Source organism: Hyphomonas sp. (assembly GCF_016125515.1).
In the GTDB taxonomy this organism is placed as follows: domain Bacteria; phylum Pseudomonadota; class Alphaproteobacteria; order Caulobacterales; family Hyphomonadaceae; genus Hyphomonas.
In genome coordinates this window covers 94,247-114,509 of the sequence record NZ_WGLO01000003.1, presented here as the reverse complement: position 1 = coordinate 114,509, position 20,263 = coordinate 94,247, and the positions used below count along the sequence as shown (strand labels likewise).

The window sequence follows — 20,263 nt, the reverse complement described above, 5'->3', positions numbered from 1 at the left end:
GCTAGGCCTCGATCAGTTTCGCCCGCAGGTCTGCCTGCAGCGCGCCGTCCACGCCCAGCACATCGGTCATGTAGGCGTCCACCGATCCCGCCTTGGCGGTGATCGCGCCATAGGCCCGGTCGAGATATTTCAGGTGCACGCCCATGAACGGCCGGTACACCTCATCGGGATACTGCTTGCCGATCATCTGGTTGAAATAGGCCGCCGCCTCCGGGAGGCGCTGGTCCACGCCGACCGCTTCATTCGTCAGGTCATAGTCCGCGCGAATATCGGCTTCGGACACGCCCAGCACATGATGCGTCAGCGCGCACAGGATGCCCGTGCGGTCCTTGCCCGCCGCGCAGTTCACCAGCCCCGCCGCCTCGCCCGGCGCCTCGGCCAGCCTCACGAACCAGTCGCGGAACATCGACATGTGATGTTCCTTGAACGGCGCCAGCTCGTAATATTCCGTCATCCACTGATCGGCCGTTTCGGCATCGACGCTCATCTGCGACAGGAACCGCATGTGCGGCGCTTCGGTCTCGCGGCCGCCATCATGGGTGATCGTCACCGGCGCCGTGAACCGGCTCTTCTGCTTCTCGCGCTCATCCGGGCGGCGCAGGTCCGCCTGCACATGGATGCCGAGCGCGTGCATCCGCTCAAGCTCCGCCGCGCTCGCCTCCGCATGGTGACCGGACCGGTAGAGCCGCCCCATCTTCACCCGGCCCCCATGGCGGCTGTCATAGCCCCCGAAGTCACGGAAATTGCGGATCGTCTCGAAGGCCAGCAGGCGTGCGTGTGTCGTCGTCATGGCGCCGGGTTAACGCGCGATTTCCCCCCCGTCCAGTGAACCTTTCCCTTCCGCAGCGTCAGATTCCCGCCGCGCGGCCCCGGTCGATTGCCTTGGCCGCCCTCAGGCGATAACGCGGTCCGGCAAGGGGGCCCTATGATCAAGCTCGATGGCATCCAGATCCTGCGCGGCCTCGCAGCGCTCGGTGTGGCCCTGTTCCACTTCCACGCCGTCGAGGGCCTCTATGGTCCGGACCAGCTCAGCCGCCGGTTCCGCATCGGCCCGCCCCGCTCGCCGGCGGCCGCGCCCTGACAGCACACCGCACATTGCCCATCCCTCCAGCCTGCGACACAATCCATCCCATGCCTCTGCCCGACGACACCCGCCTCGACGCCATCGCCCGCACCGTCCACGAAGCCCTGCGCGGCTGGGCGGCGGCCCATGGCCAGCATGACATTCCGCAATGGGACGATGCGCCGGACTGGATGCACGCCTCCACCCGCGAAAGCGTGGTCCATGCGCTTGAACACCCCGCCCCGAACGGTCGCTCCCAGCATGAGCAATGGCTCGCCCAGAAACAGCGCGATGGCTGGACGCAAGGGCCGGTGAAAGATGCCGCCGCCAAGACCCATCCGCTGATAGTGCCTTATGACGCGTTGCCGGACTGGGAACGCCGCAAGGACAAGCTGATCAACGCGCTCGCCCACGCCCTCGCCTGACGGCGCGCGTCAGGCCGTCTGGATATCATCCGCTGGCGGAGCGGTTTTGGCCTTGCGGCCGCGCTTCGGCTTCTCCGGCGCCCAGGCAATATCGGCATGACCATATGGCGGCTGCACAGGCTCGCCATTCTCCGTGTCCACGAACATCCAGTCATCCTTCAGGCCGTATCCGCCGCCGCCGAAGAAGCGCACCATCCGGTACATCAGAGACCGCCTGAAGGCCGGCACACCCGCCTCGCGCATCGCATTGAGGAACAGCTTGTCGGCCAGCGGCCGCGCCTTCTTCTGGCCAAGCGCATAGAGATAGTCGTGCAGCACGGCCGCCGGCGCATGGCGCCCGAAAGGCGGGATGATCATCTGCAGCGCCTTCGGGATGGAGGCAAAGTCGGTCACGAAACCCTGCGGGACGTTGACCACCACTTCCTGGCCCCAGATCTCGTGCATGTACGCATACGGACGGGTCACGACCGCCAGCGTGCGGCCCTGTTTCTCCATCTCGGCCAGGATCGCAACAGCGATCAGGCGGCGGCGCGCCTGCCCCTTGCCGACATGCGTCTTGCGCTGGATCGCCTCCAACCCTTCCTCGGTGACGCTTTCCAGGCCGGATGTATCGGCAGCGGTATCAATGAATGGCATCGTGGCTCCTCCCCGTCCGGCGCATCAGGCAATCCCCAGCGCCGCCGCATTGGCCGATGTCACCACACCGTCGGCCACCTGGCCCAGCGCCAGCTGTTTCTCGATCAGGGCCCGCTGCGTCAGGTATCCGAAATCGCCGTCCGCTTTCAGGCCCAGCGCGGTCTGCAGCGCACGGACGGTAGCGCCCTGGCTGCCCCGGCGCAGCTTGAAGAATTTCAAGTCAGTCGGCGGCGTGCCCATGTTCTCGGATGCGAGGCGCACTTCGCGCGCGGTCAGCAGCACATAGGTAAAGGTCGCCCCGTCCTCGGCGGTTTTCACCACCTTCGGATTTTCGCCCACCGCCGAAATCTCCGGCTTGGGCGACAGGCCCGCCGCGATGCGGAAGTTTGCCCAATGTCCAACGGGCGTGTCGCGCGTGGCAGAGGTCGATACCGAGCCCTTCACCACCTGGCACCCGGCCGAATAATGCTTGGCCAGCCAGCTCGGCCCTGCCACCAGCCCGGCATGGATATTGTCCCAGATCGCGGGCCCGTTGGCATCCGAAGTCGTATCCCAGCGCACATTGCCGGCCCGGAACGCAATCTCGGGGCTCGCGAGCCGCATCACGCAATATTTTGAGGCCTGCCGGAAAGCGCCCGGCTGGCGCGTGCCACCACCATTCGCGTGTGTCCCCACCACATGGGTGTAAACACCTGGCGGCAGCATGTTGGCGCCCATGCCCATCCGGCTCTCATCGCGCTCATGCGTGGCATGCCAGAGATAACCGATCGCTGGAACGGTTGACGCCGGACACACCCACACCCGGTCGGTGTCGCGGTCCCACACGCCCATCGTGCACAGGTAATCGAGGTGATCCGGCTCAGTCTCCATCAGCTGCAACGTGTCGGCAAATTCGGGCGGCGCCCCTTCGCGCGGCACCGCTTTCGGCGCGGCGCCCCGGATGCCGAACAACACGCGCCGGCTCCAGTTCGCCCCCACCGGGGTCGACGCCACGGTCAACGCCTGACGCAGCACAGCGCCGCCGAAGGCAAAGCTCAGCCCATTGTTGAGATCGATGGTGTGGTGCGCCAGATGCTGCGTATCCGGATGATGCGCCAGCGGCGCCCATTTCGTTTTCGGCTTGGGGTTCAGCGCCCCGAAAGCCGCCACCGCCGACTTGCCGGATTCCAATACGCCGAAGCCCATGCCCTCATAGCCGGACTCTTCCGTATCCAGACGGCCGTCAATGTTCTCCAGGAATGCTTCGTCGCCTTCCACCAGGGATTCGAGTCCGGCGCTTGCGGTTGCCGGGGCCGGTTTCAACGCGGGCGCGGCCACCGGCGCCGGCGGCGGCTCGGCAGGCTGTCCGCCGGACGGCGCGGCCGATACAGGCGCATTGCCCTTCTCGGCCATCACGGCGGCAATGATCGACTGGATCCACATGCCTTCATTGGCCTGATAGGTCTCGTTCGCCCGCAGCGGACGTCCCAGCGGTTCCTTGGTCGTCTTGTGGTGGATGCCCATCAGCCCCAGGCTGTTCGCGCTCAGCACCGGGCTGCCGGAATTGCCGGGCTCGGTCGGCGCACGGTAATGGATGCGGACCGGCTTCGGCGTCGCCTTGGCGGCGGAATTGCGCAGCTCGTGGTCCACCAGGTAATTCTGCTCGAACGTGATCTCCAGCCCGCGCCCGTTCGGATGGCCGATGATGAACACGCGCGGTGCGTTCGCCGGGTTCACCTTGTCCGCCTGCCCCGTTTCGGTCTGGTGGCGCAGCGGCAGGGAATCCTGCACATCCAGCTCATGCTGCACACTACTCGGCTGCTTTTGCAGGCGCAGGATCGCGCAGTCATGGATGCGGCTGTCCGAGCGCCAGAACACTTCTGACACCTTGTAGACTTCATCCGGGTTCAGATCTTCGAAGATGATGCACGCCTCCGACGAGCTGATGCACGCCCCGCCATAGGTCTTCTCGTCGCACACGACATGATCGTTGGTCAGGAACACGAATTCGTTCGCGAGCACCTGATGGATATGCCGGCCGTGCAGCAGGAATCCGGTGCCGATTGGCCGCCCGTTCGGCGCCGTCACCTTGCCGACATTCTGCGCCAGCTGCAGTACACGGCGGATCTGCTTGGCCGGCATCGCCGGAGGCCCGCCGAGCAGCGCTTCCAGCTTGCCATCGCCCGCATCGGTCGCCTCGGCCATCGCCTCGATCTCTTCCACCGTCAGCGACACGGTCGCCATCGATTGGATCGACAACTGGCCCATCAGGCGCACGAGTTCCGACAGGTCAGTATTCCCCTTGGGATCAACGCCCCACACCTCGATGAGCTGGCGCCGCGTAGCGTTCACCGCGAACGGCTTTCCCTTCGCCGCGTCCAGATAGGCCTTGTAGTATTCCGTCGCCTCGTCCTGACGGCCCAGATACAGCGCCGCATCGCCGGCATTGGCGAGCGCCCATTCGGTCGGCGCGCCGCCCTTCTTCACATCCTTCAGGATCGCGCGGGCCCATTTCACCGCGTCGGCCTTCTTACCCAGCTTGATGCCGCGCCGATCGGCGGCATTCATCAGCCCAAAGAGGTTCACCTGGTGGAATTGCGGGTCCTGATCTGCCGCCGGGGCCAGCATCGTCGCACTTAGACCCTTCATGTAGAAGGAATAGGACCGCTCGAACGCCTGCTGCGCCGCCTCGTTCACCTCACGCGCCCGCACCGCCCGCTGCTTCCAGATCCGGCCCTGCAGGCCGAGGCAGTCCGACATCAGCCGAGCATCATTCTCGAAATCCTTGCCGGCCAGCTGCATCGCCTTGGCCAAATAGGCCTCCGCCACCATCGCTGGCGCCACGTCGCCTTTCGCCGCCCGCGCCAGGTCTTCCAGGCTCGGCACACCGTTGATCTCGATGTCGGCCGCCGCTGCGAAATAGTTCAGCCAACCGATCTCCACACCGCCATCGCGCACCGACTCGGCAAACGCCACTAGTGTCTTGAACTCGCGCTTGTCGCGCAACTTCTTGGCCACCTGCCGCGCCTGCTCGCGGTAAGGTTCGGGATTGCTGCGCACCAGCGCGGCAAAGTCCGAAACCGCTGTGTTCAGCTCACGGATCAGTTCCTCCAGCCCCTCATCCTTCGCCGCCGCCTCAGGCGCCGCAAGGGCCTCCAGCGACGTGTCGATCGCGGCTGCCGCCTGCGTCGCCACATCGGCGCCGGTCGCCTGCACCGCGAAGGCCGACAGCGCCTTGGGCGAAATCGCCTCGGGCGAAACCTCGCGGGACGGATAGAGCGTCGGATCGTCGGTGAAATTGAATGCGGCGCGCTGCGCCATCATCCGGTCAAACCGCAGCTTCGCATCGGCGATGATCTCATCCCGGTCGCGCAGCGTCAATTCGTCGGACAGCTCCACTTCCTGACAGAAATGCTGGAACAGGCGGCTCAGCTTTTCGCTCGACACGCTCTCCCCGGCCAAGTGCGCCTGCCGGAGGCGTTCGCGGGCCTGCCGGATCGCAGGGATGCGCAGCTTGTCCCGATTAGTCGTGGTCGCATCGACCGAGTAGACGACATAGGCGCGCTGCAGCGGTTTGCCCTTGGCATCCAGCAGCTGGTTTGTGTGACCATCGAGACGAACAGCGCCGGGCTCCGGCCCGCCGCCCGCAATAACTGCCCAGGTTCCGGTTTCAAATGTCTTCTCACCGCCGCTTCCCAGGCTGCGCACGACGCCCAGAATCCACGGCGTGTTCTGATCGGGCAACAAGGCCTGCAGCGTCGATAACCCGCCATCGATCAGACCGTCGAGCGCCTTGCCCAGCACCAGCGTGCCGCCTTTGGGCATCATCTTCGATCCCATCTTGGCGAAATCGATCAGCTTGCGCGCTGCCTTGTTGTCCCTGAACAGATGCAGCCCGATATTGAGATCGACCGAGCCGTCATAGCGTTCAGGACCGAAGAATGTGCGCCCGCCAAAGGCATAGCTGCCATTGTTCCGCAGGTTTTCGTGCGCTTCAGGATTGGGCCCCATGACCGCCAATTGCGGCAGGTCACTATCGGTGGGCCGGCGCCATTTCGCATCCGCGAAGATCAGCGGCACCTGCTTGGTCAGGCCCCGGCGCGCTTCGGGATGGTAGAAGGACAGAACACCTATGCTGAGATAAACATCCGAATCCTCATCCACTTGCTGCGGAATCACGGGCGAACCCTGATCAGCGGTCAGCGCCACAATGTGGGGCTTCACCGGCGCCGCAACGAGCATCGACTTCAGGTCGAACCCGCCCCCGCCTTCACCCCTGCCAGCTTCTGCTGCCTGCTTTCCGTTGGCCATAGTCCCACTCCGGCTTCGGTCTGTTCATGAAGGTTAGGTTAATCATGGCCGTCAGGAAAGGCATTCATGTCTGTCCCCGTGCCATTTGTTTCAGGCTGCGTGCCGCGTCAGTTGAACATCCAGCCAAAGGCCAGCCCCGCCGCCCTGTCCCACCACGGCGCCCGCGGCGGCGCGCACACATCCTCACCCTCCCGCCCCCGCAGGATCGGCGCCGCAAAGATTGCCCAGGCGTCCAGCTGGCGCACCGGGGCCGACCCCGCCAGCTTCGCCCGGCACACCTCGGCCGCGTCAGCCTCGGTCGCGCCGCTGCGCAGCGCTGCGGAAATGTCCCACACCTGCGTCTCGCCATTATAGCGGTGCGTCAGCAGCTGCCCGGCCTCCGGCTGCCAGACGCCGCCGGCGAAGGCATAGAGTTCCATCTGGCTCAGCACGTCGCCGGTCGCGGCATCGGCAATCCGGAACGTCCCGCTCGGCTCGATCATCAAGATGCGCGTTCCGTCCGGCGTGAACATCCCGGTCTGCTCCGCCAGGCCGACGTCATAGGGATTGCCGCGTGCCTGCGCCGTCCCGACATCCCAGATCTGCACCTTCGCCGCGCCGCTCCAGGTTGCGGCAACCGTTCCATCACTGTTCAGCACGCCGTCATCGGCCAGCTGTTCTTCGGCAAACCGGCCGGCCCGGTTTCCGGTCGCCGTGTCGAACACTTCCACGGCCTTTTCGTACAGCACCATCACCCGCGATCCGTCTGCGGACAGTTTCACGTTGCGCGGTTCTGCGCCGTTGAAGATCGCCTCCCCCTTCTGCGCGCCCGTCGCGGCATCCCACAGCCGCACCTCTTCGCCGGTGAACGTCATCGCCACCTCGCCATTGCCCGAGAGTGCCCCGCCGCTCATCAGCCCGGCCGATTCATCCTCGGCGCCATGCCGGCCATGCGCCAAGGGCGCGCCGATCACGTCTCCGGTCGTCAGATCGATCAGGTAGCCCACCTCGCCCGCAAACAGCAGCATCCGCTTGTGCACCCCATCGACAGGCGGCAGCGCATACGCCTCGTGCGTCCGCGGCTCGCCCACCGCCGCGAGTGTCGCCGTATCCCAGACATACACCATGCCGCTCATGTCGACTGTCACCAGCCGCGTGCCATCTTCCGTGAACGCACCGCCGGTCACTACGTCCTGATGCTCCGCCAGCGCTTCTCCGCCCACGCCCGTCGCGGTCGGTATCAGCTGCAGCTGGTTCTCGTACCAGAGCGCCAGCTGTGATCCCGCAGGGTCAAACGCTGAGCCCCAGAACCCCTCCTCGCCAGTCAGGATGCCCGGACCGATCGCTTCACCGGCGTCCAAGTCCCACATCACGCCGCGCCCCACCTGGTTCCAGGCAAACAGGAACCGTCCGTCCGGCGACATCAGCGAACTGGTGGCCGGCTCCGCGCCGTCGATCAGGGGGCCCGCCCTCTGTGTGTATGGCCGCGACGCCCAGACAGACGCTTTCGCGCCTGTCACGGTCAGGAACGTGTCGCCGTTCCCGAGATATCCGCTTCGCGAATAATAGTTCGTATGCTTCCACGGCCCGCCGATCTGCAGGCCCGACTCCGTTTCCCACTGGCGCACTTCGCCGTCCGACGTGAATGTCAGGAACGCACGCCCGTCCGGCGACATCGTCAGGTCCTCGATGAAACCCGGATGCTCCTCGATCAGCGTTTCAGGCACCGACTCGCCGTCCTGCGAGAACCGAAGCTGCACGCTGCGTCCATCGAAGGTGAGATAGGCATTGGTGCCCGGCACCAGCACCGCCGCTTGCGCCGGCGTCTCGCCTTCGGCCGGGTAGGAGAGCAGCTCCCCGGTTGCGAGGCTGTAGACCCGCGTACCGGTCAGGTATGACAGCGCGACCAACCGGCCGCCCTCGATCGACGCCTTCAGCGGTTCGACCGTCGATTCAAAGGTCACAGGCTCGCCGACCAGCGCGCCGGTCTCCGTGTCCCGGATCTGAGCGTGGTGGTCTCCGTCGAGCAACACGAAACGCCCGGCCTCCGGCACGAATTCCGCCTCCGCCGTGTCCGGCGGCGCCGGCCCATCCAGGGCGATCTCGCGGCCTGTCGCCACGTCGAGATACCGTATCCCGCCCTCCGCCGGCACCAGCAGCCGCGTGCCGTCCGGCGACAGCTTGAAGGCCTGCACCGTGAATGGCGGATAGGGCGACGCCGGCCTCAGCGGCTGCAACGTCTCAAGGTTCCACAACTGATAGCTTTCCTGCCCGGCAATCAGTCCGATCTGCCCGTCGACAGACACCTGCGCGTCGATAATCATGCCCAGATCCGCGCCCAGCACCGCAAGCCGCTCACCCCTGGTCCCGTCGCGAAGGCCGACACCGTCCTTCTGGTCACGCAGCAGGAACTTCGATCCATCCGCAAACGGAACACCCATGCCGAACGAGAGATAGGCATCGGGATCTGACTTGAACGGCCCCAGAACCTCGCCAGCTTCCGCGCGCAGGGCATAGGCCACCTCGCCCCAATAGAGCACGATCAGGCTGCCATCCGCCGAAACGCTCTTTTGCATCCCGTTGTCGCCTACCTCGGTCGTGAACGGCCCCGCCAGCCGCTCAGCCGTCTCCAGGCTCCACAGCGCCGACGAGCCGTCGGTCAACTCGACAAGCAGGCTCTTGCCGCTGGCCGCCACCGTCGTCGCCACGATATCGACCGCTGCGCCGCCCGACACGTCCAGCTCGCGCACAAGCTCCAGCGCTTGCGCGCTTTTGGCAAACGCGGCCTTCGCCTCAGCCGTTGCCGGCGACAGGAAACTGTCGCGCGAAGCGAGAATCGCGAGGTGCAGAGCGTGCAAGTAATCGTTGTTGTTGTAGAACTGGTCGGCGGTCCGCGCCAGCATCAGGCTCTCGCTGCGGCCGAGGTTCCTCTGCCCACGGACGACAAACCACGCCCCCAGAAGCACCGCCGCCAGCGTCGTCATCACGAACAGGCCCGTCACCCGCCGCCAGAATGCCCGGCGCGCCGCGTCGCGTTTGATCTGCTCACGGCTCGCGGCGATCCAGGCGAGGAACAGCTCGCCTGGCTCCGGCTCATTGCGCGGCCGCGCCAGCGCCCAGCGCTGCACCTCTTCCACCGCGCCTTCGCGCAACAGGCGGCTCTTTGGCCGTCCGGCCACGTCCCATTCCTGCACCCGCGCGTAATACTTGCGCCCCTCCCGGTGCCAGCCGACATTCATCTCCAGCGCCGTCACCAGCCCTGCCAGCGCCGCGTCAAATCCCGGCCCGCTCTCCGAAAAGTCGATCCGCACGTTCAGCGCCGAAAGGCGCGGCGGCGCCTTGGCAAAATCCACCGGCCGCGCCAGCACCGCGATGATCCGCTTGCCCAGCGCCCGGGCATACGCGATCTCCTCGTCGCACACTGCGCTCGTCGCCGAATCCGGCGACACGAGGAACGCCATCACATCAGCAGCCGCGATCATCTCCTGCAGCCGCTTCCACCACTCATCCTCAGCGGAAATCCCAGCTGTTACATTGTGCGGATCATGGCTCGCCTTGTCGAAATCCGCGAGGAAGCCGGCCCGCTGCAGCCCCTCCGCGATCCGGCCCATGACTTCGCCATCCTTGCGCGAATAGCTCAGGAATACGCGCGTGCGCGCGTCCTCCGCCGCCTCGGGCGCCCGAATTTCCTCAATCTTGTCCGCGTCTTGTCCCACCGCCGGCTCCTGCTGCCGTCCGCAATAGGTCACCCCAAATCCGGGGCCAAGGCAAGCGGCCTATTTCAGCGTGAAGGCGTGCGGCAGCAGTTTGGACAGCCGGTATTGCTGCTCGATGCCTTCCGGCGTGAAGCACAATACATCAAGGTCGTTGCCGAACTCTGCCAGCACCTGCCGACAGATGCCGCAAGGGGTGCCCGGCGCCGCGCCGTTCGTCACCACGGCAACCGCCTGGAACGCCCGGTGCCCGGCCGCGACCGCCGCAAACACCGCCGCGCGCTCGGCGCAGCAGGTGGCGCCGAAGGTTGCGTTCTCGACATTGCAGCCAGCCACGATCTCGCCGCTCGCCGTCAGCAGCGCCGCGCCAACCTGATAGTTCGAATACGGAACATAGGCCCGCGCCTGCACCGCCAGGGCCGCCGCCTTGAGCGCAGGCCAGTCCACCCCGCTCACCGGAACGGGGGCTCATCAAACGCGCGCAGCTTGCGGCTGTGCAGGCTCGCGCCGCCATCGATAGACAGCCGCTCTAACGTTTCGATCCCGATACGGATGTGCTCGCCGATAGCCCGCTCGTAGAACCGGTTCGCAGCACCCGGCAGCTTGATCTCGCCGTGCAGCGGCTTGTCCGACACGCAAAGCAGCGTGCCATACGGCACCCGCAGGCGGAACCCGTTGGCCGCAATCGTGGCGCTCTCCATGTCGATCGCCACGGCCCGGCTCTTGTTGAACCGCCGCGCCGACGCCGTGAAGCGCAGCTCCCAGTTGCGATCGTCCGTGGTCACCACAGTGCCGGTGCGCAGGCGCTTCTTAAGCGCTTCGCCCTTCTCGCCAGTGATCTTCGCCGCCGCCTCGGCCAGCGCCACCTGAACCTCCGCAATCGGAGGAACCGGAATTTCCGGCGGCAACACCGCGTCCAGAACATGATCCTCGCGCAGGTAGGCATGCGCCAGCACATAGTCTCCAATGGTCTGGCTGTGGCGCAGGCCGCCGCAATGGCCGACCATCAGCCAAACCTGCGGACGCAGCACCGCCAGGTGGTCCGTGATCGTCTTCGCGTTTGACGGGCCGACGCCGATATTCACCAGCGTGATGCCCGCGCCATCCTTCGCGCGCAGGTGATAGGCCGGCATCTGGTAACGCCGCCAGGGCGAGGCTTCGATAGCCGCCCGGCTGCCCTCGTCGGGCTGCGAAATCTCCAGCCCGCCCGGCACCGACAGGGATGTATAGCGCGTGTGTCCGCCCAGCTGCGTCAGCGCCCAGTCACAGAAGGCATCGACATAGCGGTGATAGTTCGTGAACAGAACATAATGCTGAAAATGCTCCACCGGCGTGCCGGTATAGTGCTGCAGGCGCTTCAGCGAGAAATCCACCCGCTGCGCATCAAACAGCGCCAGCGGGCGCTCGTCGCCAGCATCGAATGGCTCGCCATCCGCTACCTCGTCGCCAATCAACGTCAGCTTCGGCGAAGGGAACCAGCGCACCAGTTCTGCCGGCGAAATCTCCTCCAGCCCGGCCGCCTGCCCCTGGTCCCAGACATAGGCATACGGGATCTCGGAGGCCGACCGTTCGACATACACATCCACGGCATAATCCCGCATCAGTGGCGTCAGCTGCTCGATCAGGTAGTCCCGGAAGAAGGCGGGGCGCGTCACGGTGGTGATATAGATGCCCGCTTCGCTCATCTTGCCGAATGCCCGCGAAATAGGCGGCGGCGGGCCGTCCGGGTTATAGACGAGGCGGATCTGCGGATAGCAGAAGGTCCCGTTCGCGCGCAGCTCGCCGTCGGGCGGCGTGCCATCGTGCAGGAAGCGGTTCAGGGTTTCGGTAAGAGCGGAAACGGCTTCGGTGTAGAGCGCTTCCAGCGCATCCACGATAGCCTCAGGTGTGGTGAGTTTCGACATGGCACCCATTGGCGCGCCTTTCACCGGAAGTCAATTGCCCGCCTCGCTCCCCCCTCACCCCACTACCCGCACCCGCGGCCCGCGCCCTTCCACCATCGGCGCCCAAAGGGCCCAGACCAGCGCGTCCTCCCGGCCGGGAGAGCCCGGCTCCTCCGCCGTGCCGAACCGGCACATCTGGTTTTCCGGCGTATGGAAGGTGCCCATTTGGCGCACCTTTCCCTGCGCGTAGAGCGCCGCGACCGGCTGGGCCCGGCCCCGTTTGCTAAGTCGCGCCGTGACAAGGCGCACCGGCATGCGCGTGCCGGGCATGGCGATCACATCGCGCACCATGTCGCCGCCCGGGTTGGCCTCCGCCAGGGTCGCCGACGCGCCGCCCATCTCGGCCAGCTGCACTGGGCGCTCCGCCCAGACGAGCAGGGTAAGGCCCGGCGCCAAGGAATCGCCCAGCGCATAGGCCACCCCGTTCTTGACGCCCGCCAGCACGATGCCGCACGCGTCCGACCCGGGCCGCGTCGAGATGCACGGGTCCACCGCGTCGATACAATCGTCGATCATCTCGCCGTCCAGTTCCTGCCGCCTCAGCGCCGCGCCGCCATAGGCCGCCGCCATCGTTTCCGGAAAGCCGGCCCCCAGGTTGGCCGCGTTGTCCGCCATCCGCATCCGCGTCTCCACGACGCCTGGATCCGCCTTCAGCCTACGGATCAAGGCAGTGGCGCGGCGGCGTCGTCACCATCGCCATCGGTTTCGGGTCGAGGCGAAGCGCCAGCCGCAGGTTTTCCCACGCGGCCTCCCCCTTCGCCGAGGCGGCCGCCTCGTCGCACCAGGCCAGATCGAATTGCGGGCCGCGCAGGCTGTCAGGATCCTCGGCGTTGAAGCCTTAGGCAACCGCGCCATTCTGCCCTTCAAGCCGGTGGCGCGAGGGCTGCCAGGCCGGCCGGTCGTCCTCGTGCGTCGCCGACCAGATCAGGCCGCTCGGCCGCTCGATCATCACTTCGCGCACATCCGCAAAGGTCGGCGCCACCAGCGCCACCCGGCCATAACCCGCCATCAGCACCGCCCAGCGGACCCATTCGGCGTACGCCCGTGTCTTGTCGGCGCCACGTCCGCCTGAATGCAACCACGTCCGCGTCAGGCCCGGCGGCGGACGCTGCATAGGACGGGCGTTCAGCAGGAACGGATGTCGGCGCGCCAGCCTTTTGTCCATTCGTCCAGGTTCTCCCCACCCTTCCAGCGGGTTTCCATCATGATCGCGTGCGGCCAGCTCAAACTCCGGTGCAGCCAGGGATTCGAGCTTTTCCATGAATGCATCATGTCGTTCATTTGTGTACGGATTATCTTCTTCCTTTGATGTTTCAGCCGGGGCGGCCTTCGGGCGGCTACCCGGGTTCAGCTTCTGCAGCAGCGCGGCAAACTCCTTGGCCGCGCCGTCGTCTCCGCGCAGCAGCGCTTCGGCGAGGTTGCAGTTCAATTCATCCGTCATCCGACGGTCGCGTTCTTCCGGGGCTTCGGGCGCGCAAAGGCCGTGGCGTTTGAGGCGGCGTTTGATCGTGCTGCGCGACAGGGCGAACTGTGCGGCCATTTCGGCGACGCTCCAGCCGATCAGCACGGCCGGCCGCATCAGGCGCACGGCGCGGTCGCTGTCCGGGCGCAGGCGCCGGAAGGCGGCTGCGGCGAAGGAATTGGGTGCCATGTCGGGCTTCTCCTTCACGCGGATCAAATCCCCGCGCGATTTCCTGCCGGATTGGCGGCGCGCCCAGCGCGGCCACAGCAGGGCGCGCCCGTTGCACAAGGCCATACTTGTGCCCCCTTTCCGGGCGAACAGGATGGACCGCTCTTAACTTGACAGGCCGGCGCGCCCAAATGTGTCTGGCCGGACAGGAACGCACAGGGGAATCCGATGACCAGACCGCACCTCGCCTTCATCGCCACCGCCGCCGCGCTCACGCTCACGGCCTGCCAGTACATGCCCTGGATCGGCGCCGGAACGGTTGAAAATCCAGCCCCCTCCGAAGCCGCGCCACCCATCACCGTCAGCACCGGAGAGCCTGCAACGATGCCCGAATCCGAAGCCTGCGCCGTGATCGGATCCCGCGGCTGGCAGGCCTGGGTCAACAAGATGCCGGGCCCCGACATGCAGCCGACAATCCACGTGGTCGGCCAGGTCGATGTGCGCACCGGCGGCTACACGTTCGAATGGCAGGAAGGCCCGCTCGACCGCTCGGCCCATCCGGCCCTGCGCCTGACCCTGGTGCCCTTCGCGCCGGATGGCATGGCGCTGCAGGCAATCACCACGATGGAGGTGAAGTATGAAGCCCCCGCACTTGCGACCGGCTACAGCCGCGTCCTGATCAGCTGCGGCGGCGCGCCGCTCGCCGAGATCACACAGATCACGGACGTGTTCTGAGGCTGCCTGAGGAGATGACCATGACCCGATTCCACGCCGCGCTGCTCGGCGCAGCGGCCCTCGTCCTCGCGGCCTGCACCACCACTGCACCGCCTGTTGCCGCTGCACCAGAAGACGCGCCGATGGCAGAGGTTGAAGAGGCCGCCCTGATGGCCAGCGAATGGATCATCACCGCGATCGGCGGGCAACCCGTCATCGCCGGACATGTGCCCACGATCCAGTTCACACGGGACGGGATCCTGCAGGGTCAATCGGGGTGCAATTCGTTTCGCGGCAGCTTCAAGCACAGCCGCCGGTCGATCTATTTCGCCCCGTTCGAGATGACCGAAAAGGCCTGCCTCGGTGGCGGTGTGATGGCGCAGGAAGCGGCGCTCGCGGCGGCGCTGAAGAGCACCGTTCCGATCGCGCTTGACGCCGAAGGGCGCCTCGTCCTGACCGGCGCTGACGGCGTTGTGGTCGTCGCTGAACCCGCCTCTTTCCCGGACCTGACGGGTAGCGAGTGGCAGATCACGCAGATGGGCGGCACGGCAATCATTTCCGGCCGGGAGCCGGTTCTGGAGTTTCGGAGCGACGGCCAGCTCGGCGGCTCGGGCGGCTGCAACAGCTATTTCGGCCGCTATGAGCAGGACGGTTCAAAACTGACCGTCACCGGCCTCGGATCGACCCGGATGATGTGCCTCGGCGATGGCATCATGGAGCAGGAACGGACCTTCCTGGACCTCCTCGGCGGCATCACTGAACTCACTATCCGTCCAGGCCCGTCCGGCGCGCTGACGCTCACCAGCGAGAGCGGCGTCAGCTTCACCGGCACCCCGATCAGCCCGGCGCCGCCAGTGGTGCCACCGGACCCGGAGGTCCTGATCGGCGGGGAATGGACCGTCGAGGACATCAACCGCACGGGCATCATCGACAATTCGCACCTGACGCTGACTTTCGGCGCAGATGGACGGGTCAGCGGTTCCACCAACTGCAACACGTTCGGCGGGGTCTATCTTGCCGATGAGACCACACTGACCCTCGCACCTCTGGCAATGACGCAGCGCGCCTGTACCGCCCCGGCGATGGCACACCAGGAACAGAGGTACATGGCAGCCCTGAACGGCGAGATGGCCTGGACGATCACACCCGACGGCGCCCTCGAACTGACCGGCCCGGCCGGCCAGCGCTTGCTGCTGCGGCGCTAGCCGCCGACCGGGCCACCTTCGATCCGTGTAATGACCATGACACTGGGGCGTGGGGGCATGGCGTCGTCGAAATCCGGCCAGCGGGTGGCGGGCGCCTCGTAGTTCGCATCGTCGCCATCGCCGGGGTGCTGGACCGCCAGGAACAACGCGTCGCCGGACGGTGTGAAGCGAGGTCCGCACATTTCGGCGCCCGTGGGGCAGCTGAAGAAATGCCGGCCCGTGCCGCGGCGTTCGCCTTCGGTTTCCAGGGCCCAGAGGCCATCTGCGGCGCCGGTGTTCTCGTTGCCATCGGTGGCAACCCAGAGGCGGCCCTGTGCGTCCAATGCGCAATTGTCCGGGCTGCCGAGCCAGCCGTTTTCGGAGGTCAGCGGGTTCCATGTGGCCCCGACTTCGGCCACCGAGGGATCGCCGCAGCGCACGAGAATGTCCCAGCGGGAAGCTTTCGACGCAAAATCGCCATCCGGCTCGGTGATCTCGATGATATGGCCGAACCGGTTTGCAGCGCGCGGGTTGGCGGCATCGACCTGGCCGGACTGACGCATGTCATTGTTGGTGAGCATCACCCAGACACGGCCGGTTTTCGGATCGGGTTCGATGTCTTCCGGACGGTCCATCGGCGTGGCGCCAAGCAGGTCACCGGCGCGGCGCGCCTCGATGACAACGTCCGCCTGCGAATGAAATCCGTTGGCAGGCGAGAGCGGCCCCTGCCCTTGCACAAGAGGCATCCAGGTGACGCTTCCATCGGCGTCAAACCGCGCCACATAAAGCGTACCGGAATCGAGCAGATCGGCATTGGCAGCACGGTTGCCGGGATCGTATCGTCCGGCGCTGACGAATTTGTAGACATAATCGAAGCGCTGGTCGTCGCCGGAATAGATGACGACGCGGCCATCCGGGGCGAGCACGGTTTCGGCGCCTTCATGCTTGTAGCGGCCGAGCGCGGTACGCTTTTTCGGCAGACTGAGCGGATCAAGGGGATCGACCTCGACGATCCAGCCAAAACGGTTGGGTTCGTTGGGCGCCCTGGCGAGGTTGAACCGGTCGATGTGACGGCCCCACTGGTAGGATTCGCCGGGAATGCCCATGCGCTTGTAGTTTCCGGCTTCAGGATGATTCGCAGGCAGATCTCCCAGAAAGTTGCCGTTGATATTCTCTTCCGACAGCAGGTACGTGCCCCAGGGCGTGATGCCGCCGGCACAATTGTTCATGGTGCCGAGAACCAGCGTGCCGCTGGGATCATCAGGCGTCTTGAGACGATCATGGCCGGACGCAGGGCCGGTGATCTGCATCGGGGTGTCGGCGGTAATCCGCCGATTGAGCGGCGCGCCGGCCACCGGCCTCCAACCGTCCGCGCCTTTGCGGATCTCGATTATCGTGCCGCCATGCGCCGCCATCTCGGTGAGGCAGATGTCCCGCGTGACCGATGCCGGATAGCCGGCGGCCACGTTCGGGAACATCAGGGTTGTGTTGGTGTATTCATGGTTGATGCAAAGCAGGCCGCGCTCGGCGCCGGTTGCATCGGGTTCGAGCGGCACGAAACCGATGAAGTCATTGTTGTAACCGAACTGGCGGCTTTGGGCCTCGGCGGACTGGTTCGCCGGGTCAAAGGTCGGGCTGTCGGCAAAGAGCGGATCGCCCCAGCGCAGGAGCACCTCGGCGCGGTAGCCTTCGGCGACATGGTGCGTCTGGTCCATGCCCCGGGCAAGTTCCGGAAAATCGAAGGCCGGGGCCTGGCCGGGCGCAGAGGGCCCCGCCTGGGCCGCCCCTGTTCCGGGGCGCCCAGCGCAGGCCGTGAGCGCAAGGCCCGACAAGGCGGTCACCCCGCCGAGAAAGCCCCGGCGCGAGAGACGCCGCGCGACCACATCACCGATGGCTTCCGCGCCGGACAAGGCCCGCGGATTGACGGGCGTGTTCTCGCGATCGTCCATGACGGCCATCTGAAAGTCTCCCGGGTTCCTGCCTTTGTGACAGTGTAGGCGGGGTTTGTAACAGTGGCATGGCAGCTGGTGGATTGCGCCGTTTGACCTCTCCCACAGAGAAGCTAAGGCTGGACGCCATACAACGTCGCAGAAAGTTCCGCCGCTTCCATGACAGAGCCCTCCAAGACCCTGATCGGCATCGACCTGGGCACGACCAACTCACTCGTTGCCGTGTTCACCGATGAAGGGCCGAAACTGATCCCCAACAGCCTGGGCGACCTGCTGACGCCCTCGGCCGTGGGGTATGGCGATGACGGTGCGCTGCTGGTGGGGCGGGCCGCGAAGGACAGGCTGTTGACGCACCCCGCGCAGACAGCGGCGCGCTTCAAGCGCTATATGGGCACCAACCATGAAATGACGCTGGCCAAGAAGGCGTTCCGGGCGGAGGAATTGTCGTCCTTCGTGCTGCGCGCCCTGCGGGCCGATGCGGAGGTCTATCTGGGCCAGACGGTGGACGAGGCGGTAATTTCGGTGCCGGCCTATTTCAACGACATCCAGAGAAGGGCCACGATCACGGCAGCCGAGTTCGCCGGCCTGAAGGTGAACCGGCTGATCAACGAGCCGACCGCTGCGGCCCTGGCTTACGGCCTGCAGGACCGGCAAGGCGAATCGACCTTCCTTGTCGTGGACCTTGGCGGGGGCACGTTCGACGTGTCGATCCTTGAGATGTTCTCCGGCGTGATGGAAGTGCGCGCTTCGGCGGGCGATGCCTTCCTCGGCGGGGAGGATTTCACCGATACGCTGGCGCTGGAACTCGGCCGGCAGATGGGGATCAAGCCGGAGGATGTGAGCCGCGAGGACGGGGCGCGCTTGCGCGCGTTGGCCGACCGGATGAAGATCCAGCTGACCGAGGCGCCGGAGGCCAAGGCGGAGTTCGCGCTGAAGGGCAAGGCGCAGCCGGTGTCGATCACGCGCGAGAAGTTCGACGAGATTACCGACCCGATCCTGAAGCGCCTGCGCCTGCCGATCCAGCGGGCGATCTCCGATGCGAGCCTGCGGGCCGATGACCTGCACCGGATCATCACGGTGGGCGGCGCAACGCGGATGCATGCGGTGCGCCAACTGGTGACGCGTTTGTTCAAACGGTTTCCGGAACACTCCATCGACCCCGACCATGTGGTGGCGCTCGGCGCCGCCGTGCAGGCCGGCCTCGCCGCGCGGCACAAGGCGTTGGACGATGTAGTGATGACGGATGTGTGCCCCTTCACGCTGGGCTTCGAGACATCGATCCCCGTGGGCGAGGGAAAGTACGAACACGGACATTTCTCGCCGATGATCGAGCGCAACACGGTGGTGCCGGTGTCGAAGTCCGACATCGTCTCGCCGCTGCACCCAAACCAGACCGAGATCCTGTTCAAGATTTTCCAGGGCGAAAGCCCGTTCGTGAAGGACAATATCCAGATCGGCACCCTGCGCGTGCCGCTGAAGACTTCGCCGAAAGAGGACAAATCGGTGGAGGTGCGCTACACGTATGACACGTCCGGCGTGCTGGAGGTGGAGGCAACGCCGCTGGCCACCAAGAAGACCGAGCGTCTGGTGATCGAAGGCAACCCGGGCAGCCTGCCCCGCGACGAAATCGAGAAGCGGCTGAAGGGCCTGGCCGCGATCAAGATCCACCCGCGCGACCAGCAGGAGAATGCGGCCCTGATCGCCCGGCTGCGCGCCGCCTATGAAAACACGCTGGGTGACAAGCGCCAGTCTGTCGGCCGGTTGATCGCCGAGTTCGAAGCCGTGATGGCGCGGCAGGATCCGCGCGAGATCAACGAGGCGCGGCGGCAGATCGAGCAGATCATCGGTAACTTCGAACGCGACGATGTCTTCTGATCCTTTCGAGCTGCTTGGCCTTGACCGGACGACCGCGACCGAGGCGGACGTGCGCCGGGCCTATGCCGAGCGGTTGAAGGTGACCCGGCCGGAGGATGACCGGGCGGGGTTCATGGCACTGCGGGCGGCGTTCGAGCACGCCCGTGAAAGCGTGCGCTGGCGCGATGAGTATCCGGAAGACGATCCGTATGAGGATTACGAGGAAGACGAGGACGAAAACGGGGCGCCGGAGACGTCGCGCGCTGAGCCGGATCGCGGCACGCTAACGCTTGCGCAGGCCCCGGAGCCCGAGCCCGCCTATGAGCCGGAATCGCAGGACACGGATGAACAGGCCTTCGAGGCGCGGATCGACCGGGCAATGGACCGGTTGGTGGACCTGTTGACGGCGACGGGACTTGAGCCGGAGCTGAAGGCGCTGCGTGCCCGGCTGGAAGACAATGAGGTGGCGGGGATCGACGAATTCCAGGCGCTGCAATGGCGGGTGCGCCAGCTGCTGTGCGATCGGACGGGATACAATCTGGAGCCGCAGCAGATCCGCCGGCCGATGTGGCTGTCGCTGGAGGTGTTCGACACGCTGGACAATTTTTATGGCTGGACGACGCAGCCGACCACACACCCCTATGTGCGCCGGCTGAACGACTGGCTGGCGAAAGTGCGCACCGATATCGCCTGGTATGCGGCGCCTCAGGAGGCCCGCAAACAGGCGGTGCTGCAGGAGCTTTCGGGCGCCGGCAAGGAAGAGCAGGGCAGCCTGCTCTGGCTGGGTGCGGCGGGCGGAATCCTCGGCTATGCGCTCTTCCAGTTCTTCACCCGCAACATTGGCGGATGACGCCGCGGCATGACTGTTGCGGCGCAATATTTG

General features: G+C 65.9%; 16 protein-coding genes. 6 read left to right on the top strand and 10 right to left on the bottom strand.

Annotation, left to right across the window (positions count from 1 at the left end; genetic code table 11):
- Nucleotide 1: 1 nt before the first annotated feature.
- A complete protein-coding gene (locus tag GC148_RS03755; protein WP_291068806.1) occupies nt 2–790 on the bottom strand; it encodes a tyrosine-protein phosphatase in 789 nt (262 codons plus the stop codon).
- 135 nt (nt 791–925) lie between these two features.
- Here GC148_RS03755 and GC148_RS03750 point away from each other — a divergent pair, with 135 nt between their 5' ends.
- Nucleotides 926–1,081, top strand: a complete 156-nt coding sequence (locus tag GC148_RS03750; protein ID WP_291068804.1) for a hypothetical protein — start codon at nt 926–928, stop codon at nt 1,079–1,081.
- Nucleotides 1,082–1,131: 50 nt separating this feature from the next.
- Nucleotides 1,132–1,488, top strand: a complete 357-nt coding sequence (locus tag GC148_RS03745) for a RyR domain-containing protein (RefSeq protein ID WP_291068802.1) — start codon at nt 1,132–1,134, stop codon at nt 1,486–1,488.
- A gap of 9 nt (nt 1,489–1,497) precedes the next feature.
- Here GC148_RS03745 and GC148_RS03740 read toward each other — a convergent pair whose 3' ends face one another.
- The 8 genes from GC148_RS03740 to GC148_RS03705 form a co-directional block, all read right to left on the bottom strand.
- Nucleotides 1,498–2,124: a DUF1353 domain-containing protein gene (locus GC148_RS03740; protein WP_291068800.1), complete on the bottom strand. Its 627-nt coding sequence runs from the start codon at nt 2,122–2,124 to the stop codon at nt 1,498–1,500.
- A gap of 24 nt (nt 2,125–2,148) precedes the next feature.
- On the bottom strand, nt 2,149–6,414 hold the full coding sequence (locus GC148_RS03735; protein ID WP_291068798.1) for a trypsin-like peptidase domain-containing protein: 4,266 nt from the start codon (nt 6,412–6,414) through the stop codon (nt 2,149–2,151).
- 107 nt (nt 6,415–6,521) lie between these two features.
- Entirely contained in the window at nt 6,522–10,109 is a 3,588-nt protein-coding gene (locus GC148_RS03730) for a TIR domain-containing protein (protein WP_291068796.1), read from the bottom strand.
- 60 nt (nt 10,110–10,169) lie between these two features.
- A complete protein-coding gene (gene cdd / locus GC148_RS03725; RefSeq protein WP_291068794.1) occupies nt 10,170–10,553 on the bottom strand; it encodes a cytidine deaminase in 384 nt (127 codons plus the stop codon).
- Nucleotides 10,554–10,558: 5 nt separating this feature from the next.
- Nucleotides 10,559–12,019, bottom strand: coding sequence for an AMP nucleosidase (locus GC148_RS03720; protein WP_291068792.1), 1,461 nt, complete (start codon nt 12,017–12,019; stop codon nt 10,559–10,561).
- 45 nt (nt 12,020–12,064) lie between these two features.
- Nucleotides 12,065–12,715, bottom strand: coding sequence for a hypothetical protein (locus tag GC148_RS03715; protein WP_291068790.1), 651 nt, complete (start codon nt 12,713–12,715; stop codon nt 12,065–12,067).
- Complete coding sequence (locus tag GC148_RS03710) at nt 12,705–12,839, bottom strand: hypothetical protein (RefSeq protein WP_291069019.1); 135 nt, start codon at nt 12,837–12,839, stop codon at nt 12,705–12,707. The genes GC148_RS03715 and GC148_RS03710 overlap by 11 nt, the downstream gene beginning before the upstream one ends.
- Before the next feature lie 48 nt (nt 12,840–12,887).
- On the bottom strand, nt 12,888–13,700 hold the full coding sequence (locus GC148_RS03705; protein WP_291068788.1) for a hypothetical protein: 813 nt from the start codon (nt 13,698–13,700) through the stop codon (nt 12,888–12,890).
- Between the two features lie 207 nt (nt 13,701–13,907).
- Here GC148_RS03705 and GC148_RS03700 point away from each other — a divergent pair, with 207 nt between their 5' ends.
- Nucleotides 13,908–14,414 carry a hypothetical protein gene (locus tag GC148_RS03700; RefSeq protein WP_291068787.1) on the top strand — a complete coding sequence of 169 codons (507 nt, stop codon included), beginning with the start codon at nt 13,908–13,910 and terminating at the stop codon, nt 14,412–14,414.
- Between the two features lie 20 nt (nt 14,415–14,434).
- Nucleotides 14,435–15,598: an META domain-containing protein gene (locus GC148_RS03695; protein ID WP_291068786.1), complete on the top strand. Its 1,164-nt coding sequence runs from the start codon at nt 14,435–14,437 to the stop codon at nt 15,596–15,598.
- On the opposite strand, the gene GC148_RS03690 is transcribed toward GC148_RS03695, so the two are convergent.
- Nucleotides 15,595–17,526, bottom strand: coding sequence for a PhoX family phosphatase (locus GC148_RS03690; protein ID WP_366063094.1), 1,932 nt, complete (start codon nt 17,524–17,526; stop codon nt 15,595–15,597). The genes GC148_RS03695 and GC148_RS03690 overlap by 4 nt on opposite strands.
- 159 nt (nt 17,527–17,685) lie before the next feature.
- Here GC148_RS03690 and GC148_RS03685 point away from each other — a divergent pair, with 159 nt between their 5' ends.
- Nucleotides 17,686–19,401, top strand: coding sequence for a molecular chaperone HscC (locus GC148_RS03685; RefSeq protein WP_291068784.1), 1,716 nt, complete (start codon nt 17,686–17,688; stop codon nt 19,399–19,401).
- Nucleotides 19,391–20,230, top strand: a complete 840-nt coding sequence (locus GC148_RS03680) for a hypothetical protein (RefSeq protein WP_291068783.1) — start codon at nt 19,391–19,393, stop codon at nt 20,228–20,230. Before GC148_RS03685 ends, GC148_RS03680 begins: the two co-directional genes overlap by 11 nt.
- The last annotated feature ends 33 nt before the right edge of the window (nt 20,231–20,263 follow it).

Coding starts and splice junctions, on each gene's coding strand:
- GC148_RS03750 (WP_291068804.1), top strand. CDS start 926: ATGATCAAGCTCGATGGCATCCAGATCCTGCGCGGCCTCGCAGCGCTC.
- GC148_RS03745 (WP_291068802.1), top strand. CDS start 1,132: ATGCCTCTGCCCGACGACACCCGCCTCGACGCCATCGCCCGCACCGTC.
- GC148_RS03735 (WP_291068798.1), bottom strand. CDS start 6,414: ATGGCCAACGGAAAGCAGGCAGCAGAAGCTGGCAGGGGTGAAGGCGGG.
- GC148_RS03720 (WP_291068792.1), bottom strand. CDS start 12,019: ATGGGTGCCATGTCGAAACTCACCACACCTGAGGCTATCGTGGATGCG.
- GC148_RS03700 (WP_291068787.1), top strand. CDS start 13,908: ATGACCAGACCGCACCTCGCCTTCATCGCCACCGCCGCCGCGCTCACG.
- GC148_RS03695 (WP_291068786.1), top strand. CDS start 14,435: ATGACCCGATTCCACGCCGCGCTGCTCGGCGCAGCGGCCCTCGTCCTC.
- GC148_RS03680 (WP_291068783.1), top strand. CDS start 19,391: ATGTCTTCTGATCCTTTCGAGCTGCTTGGCCTTGACCGGACGACCGCG.
- GC148_RS03690 (WP_366063094.1), bottom strand. CDS start 17,526: ATGGACGATCGCGAGAACACGCCCGTCAATCCGCGGGCCTTGTCCGGC.
- GC148_RS03740 (WP_291068800.1), bottom strand. CDS start 2,124: ATGCCATTCATTGATACCGCTGCCGATACATCCGGCCTGGAAAGCGTC.
- GC148_RS03755 (WP_291068806.1), bottom strand. CDS start 790: ATGACGACGACACACGCACGCCTGCTGGCCTTCGAGACGATCCGCAAT.
- GC148_RS03685 (WP_291068784.1), top strand. CDS start 17,686: ATGACAGAGCCCTCCAAGACCCTGATCGGCATCGACCTGGGCACGACC.
- GC148_RS03705 (WP_291068788.1), bottom strand. CDS start 13,700: ATGGCACCCAATTCCTTCGCCGCAGCCGCCTTCCGGCGCCTGCGCCCG.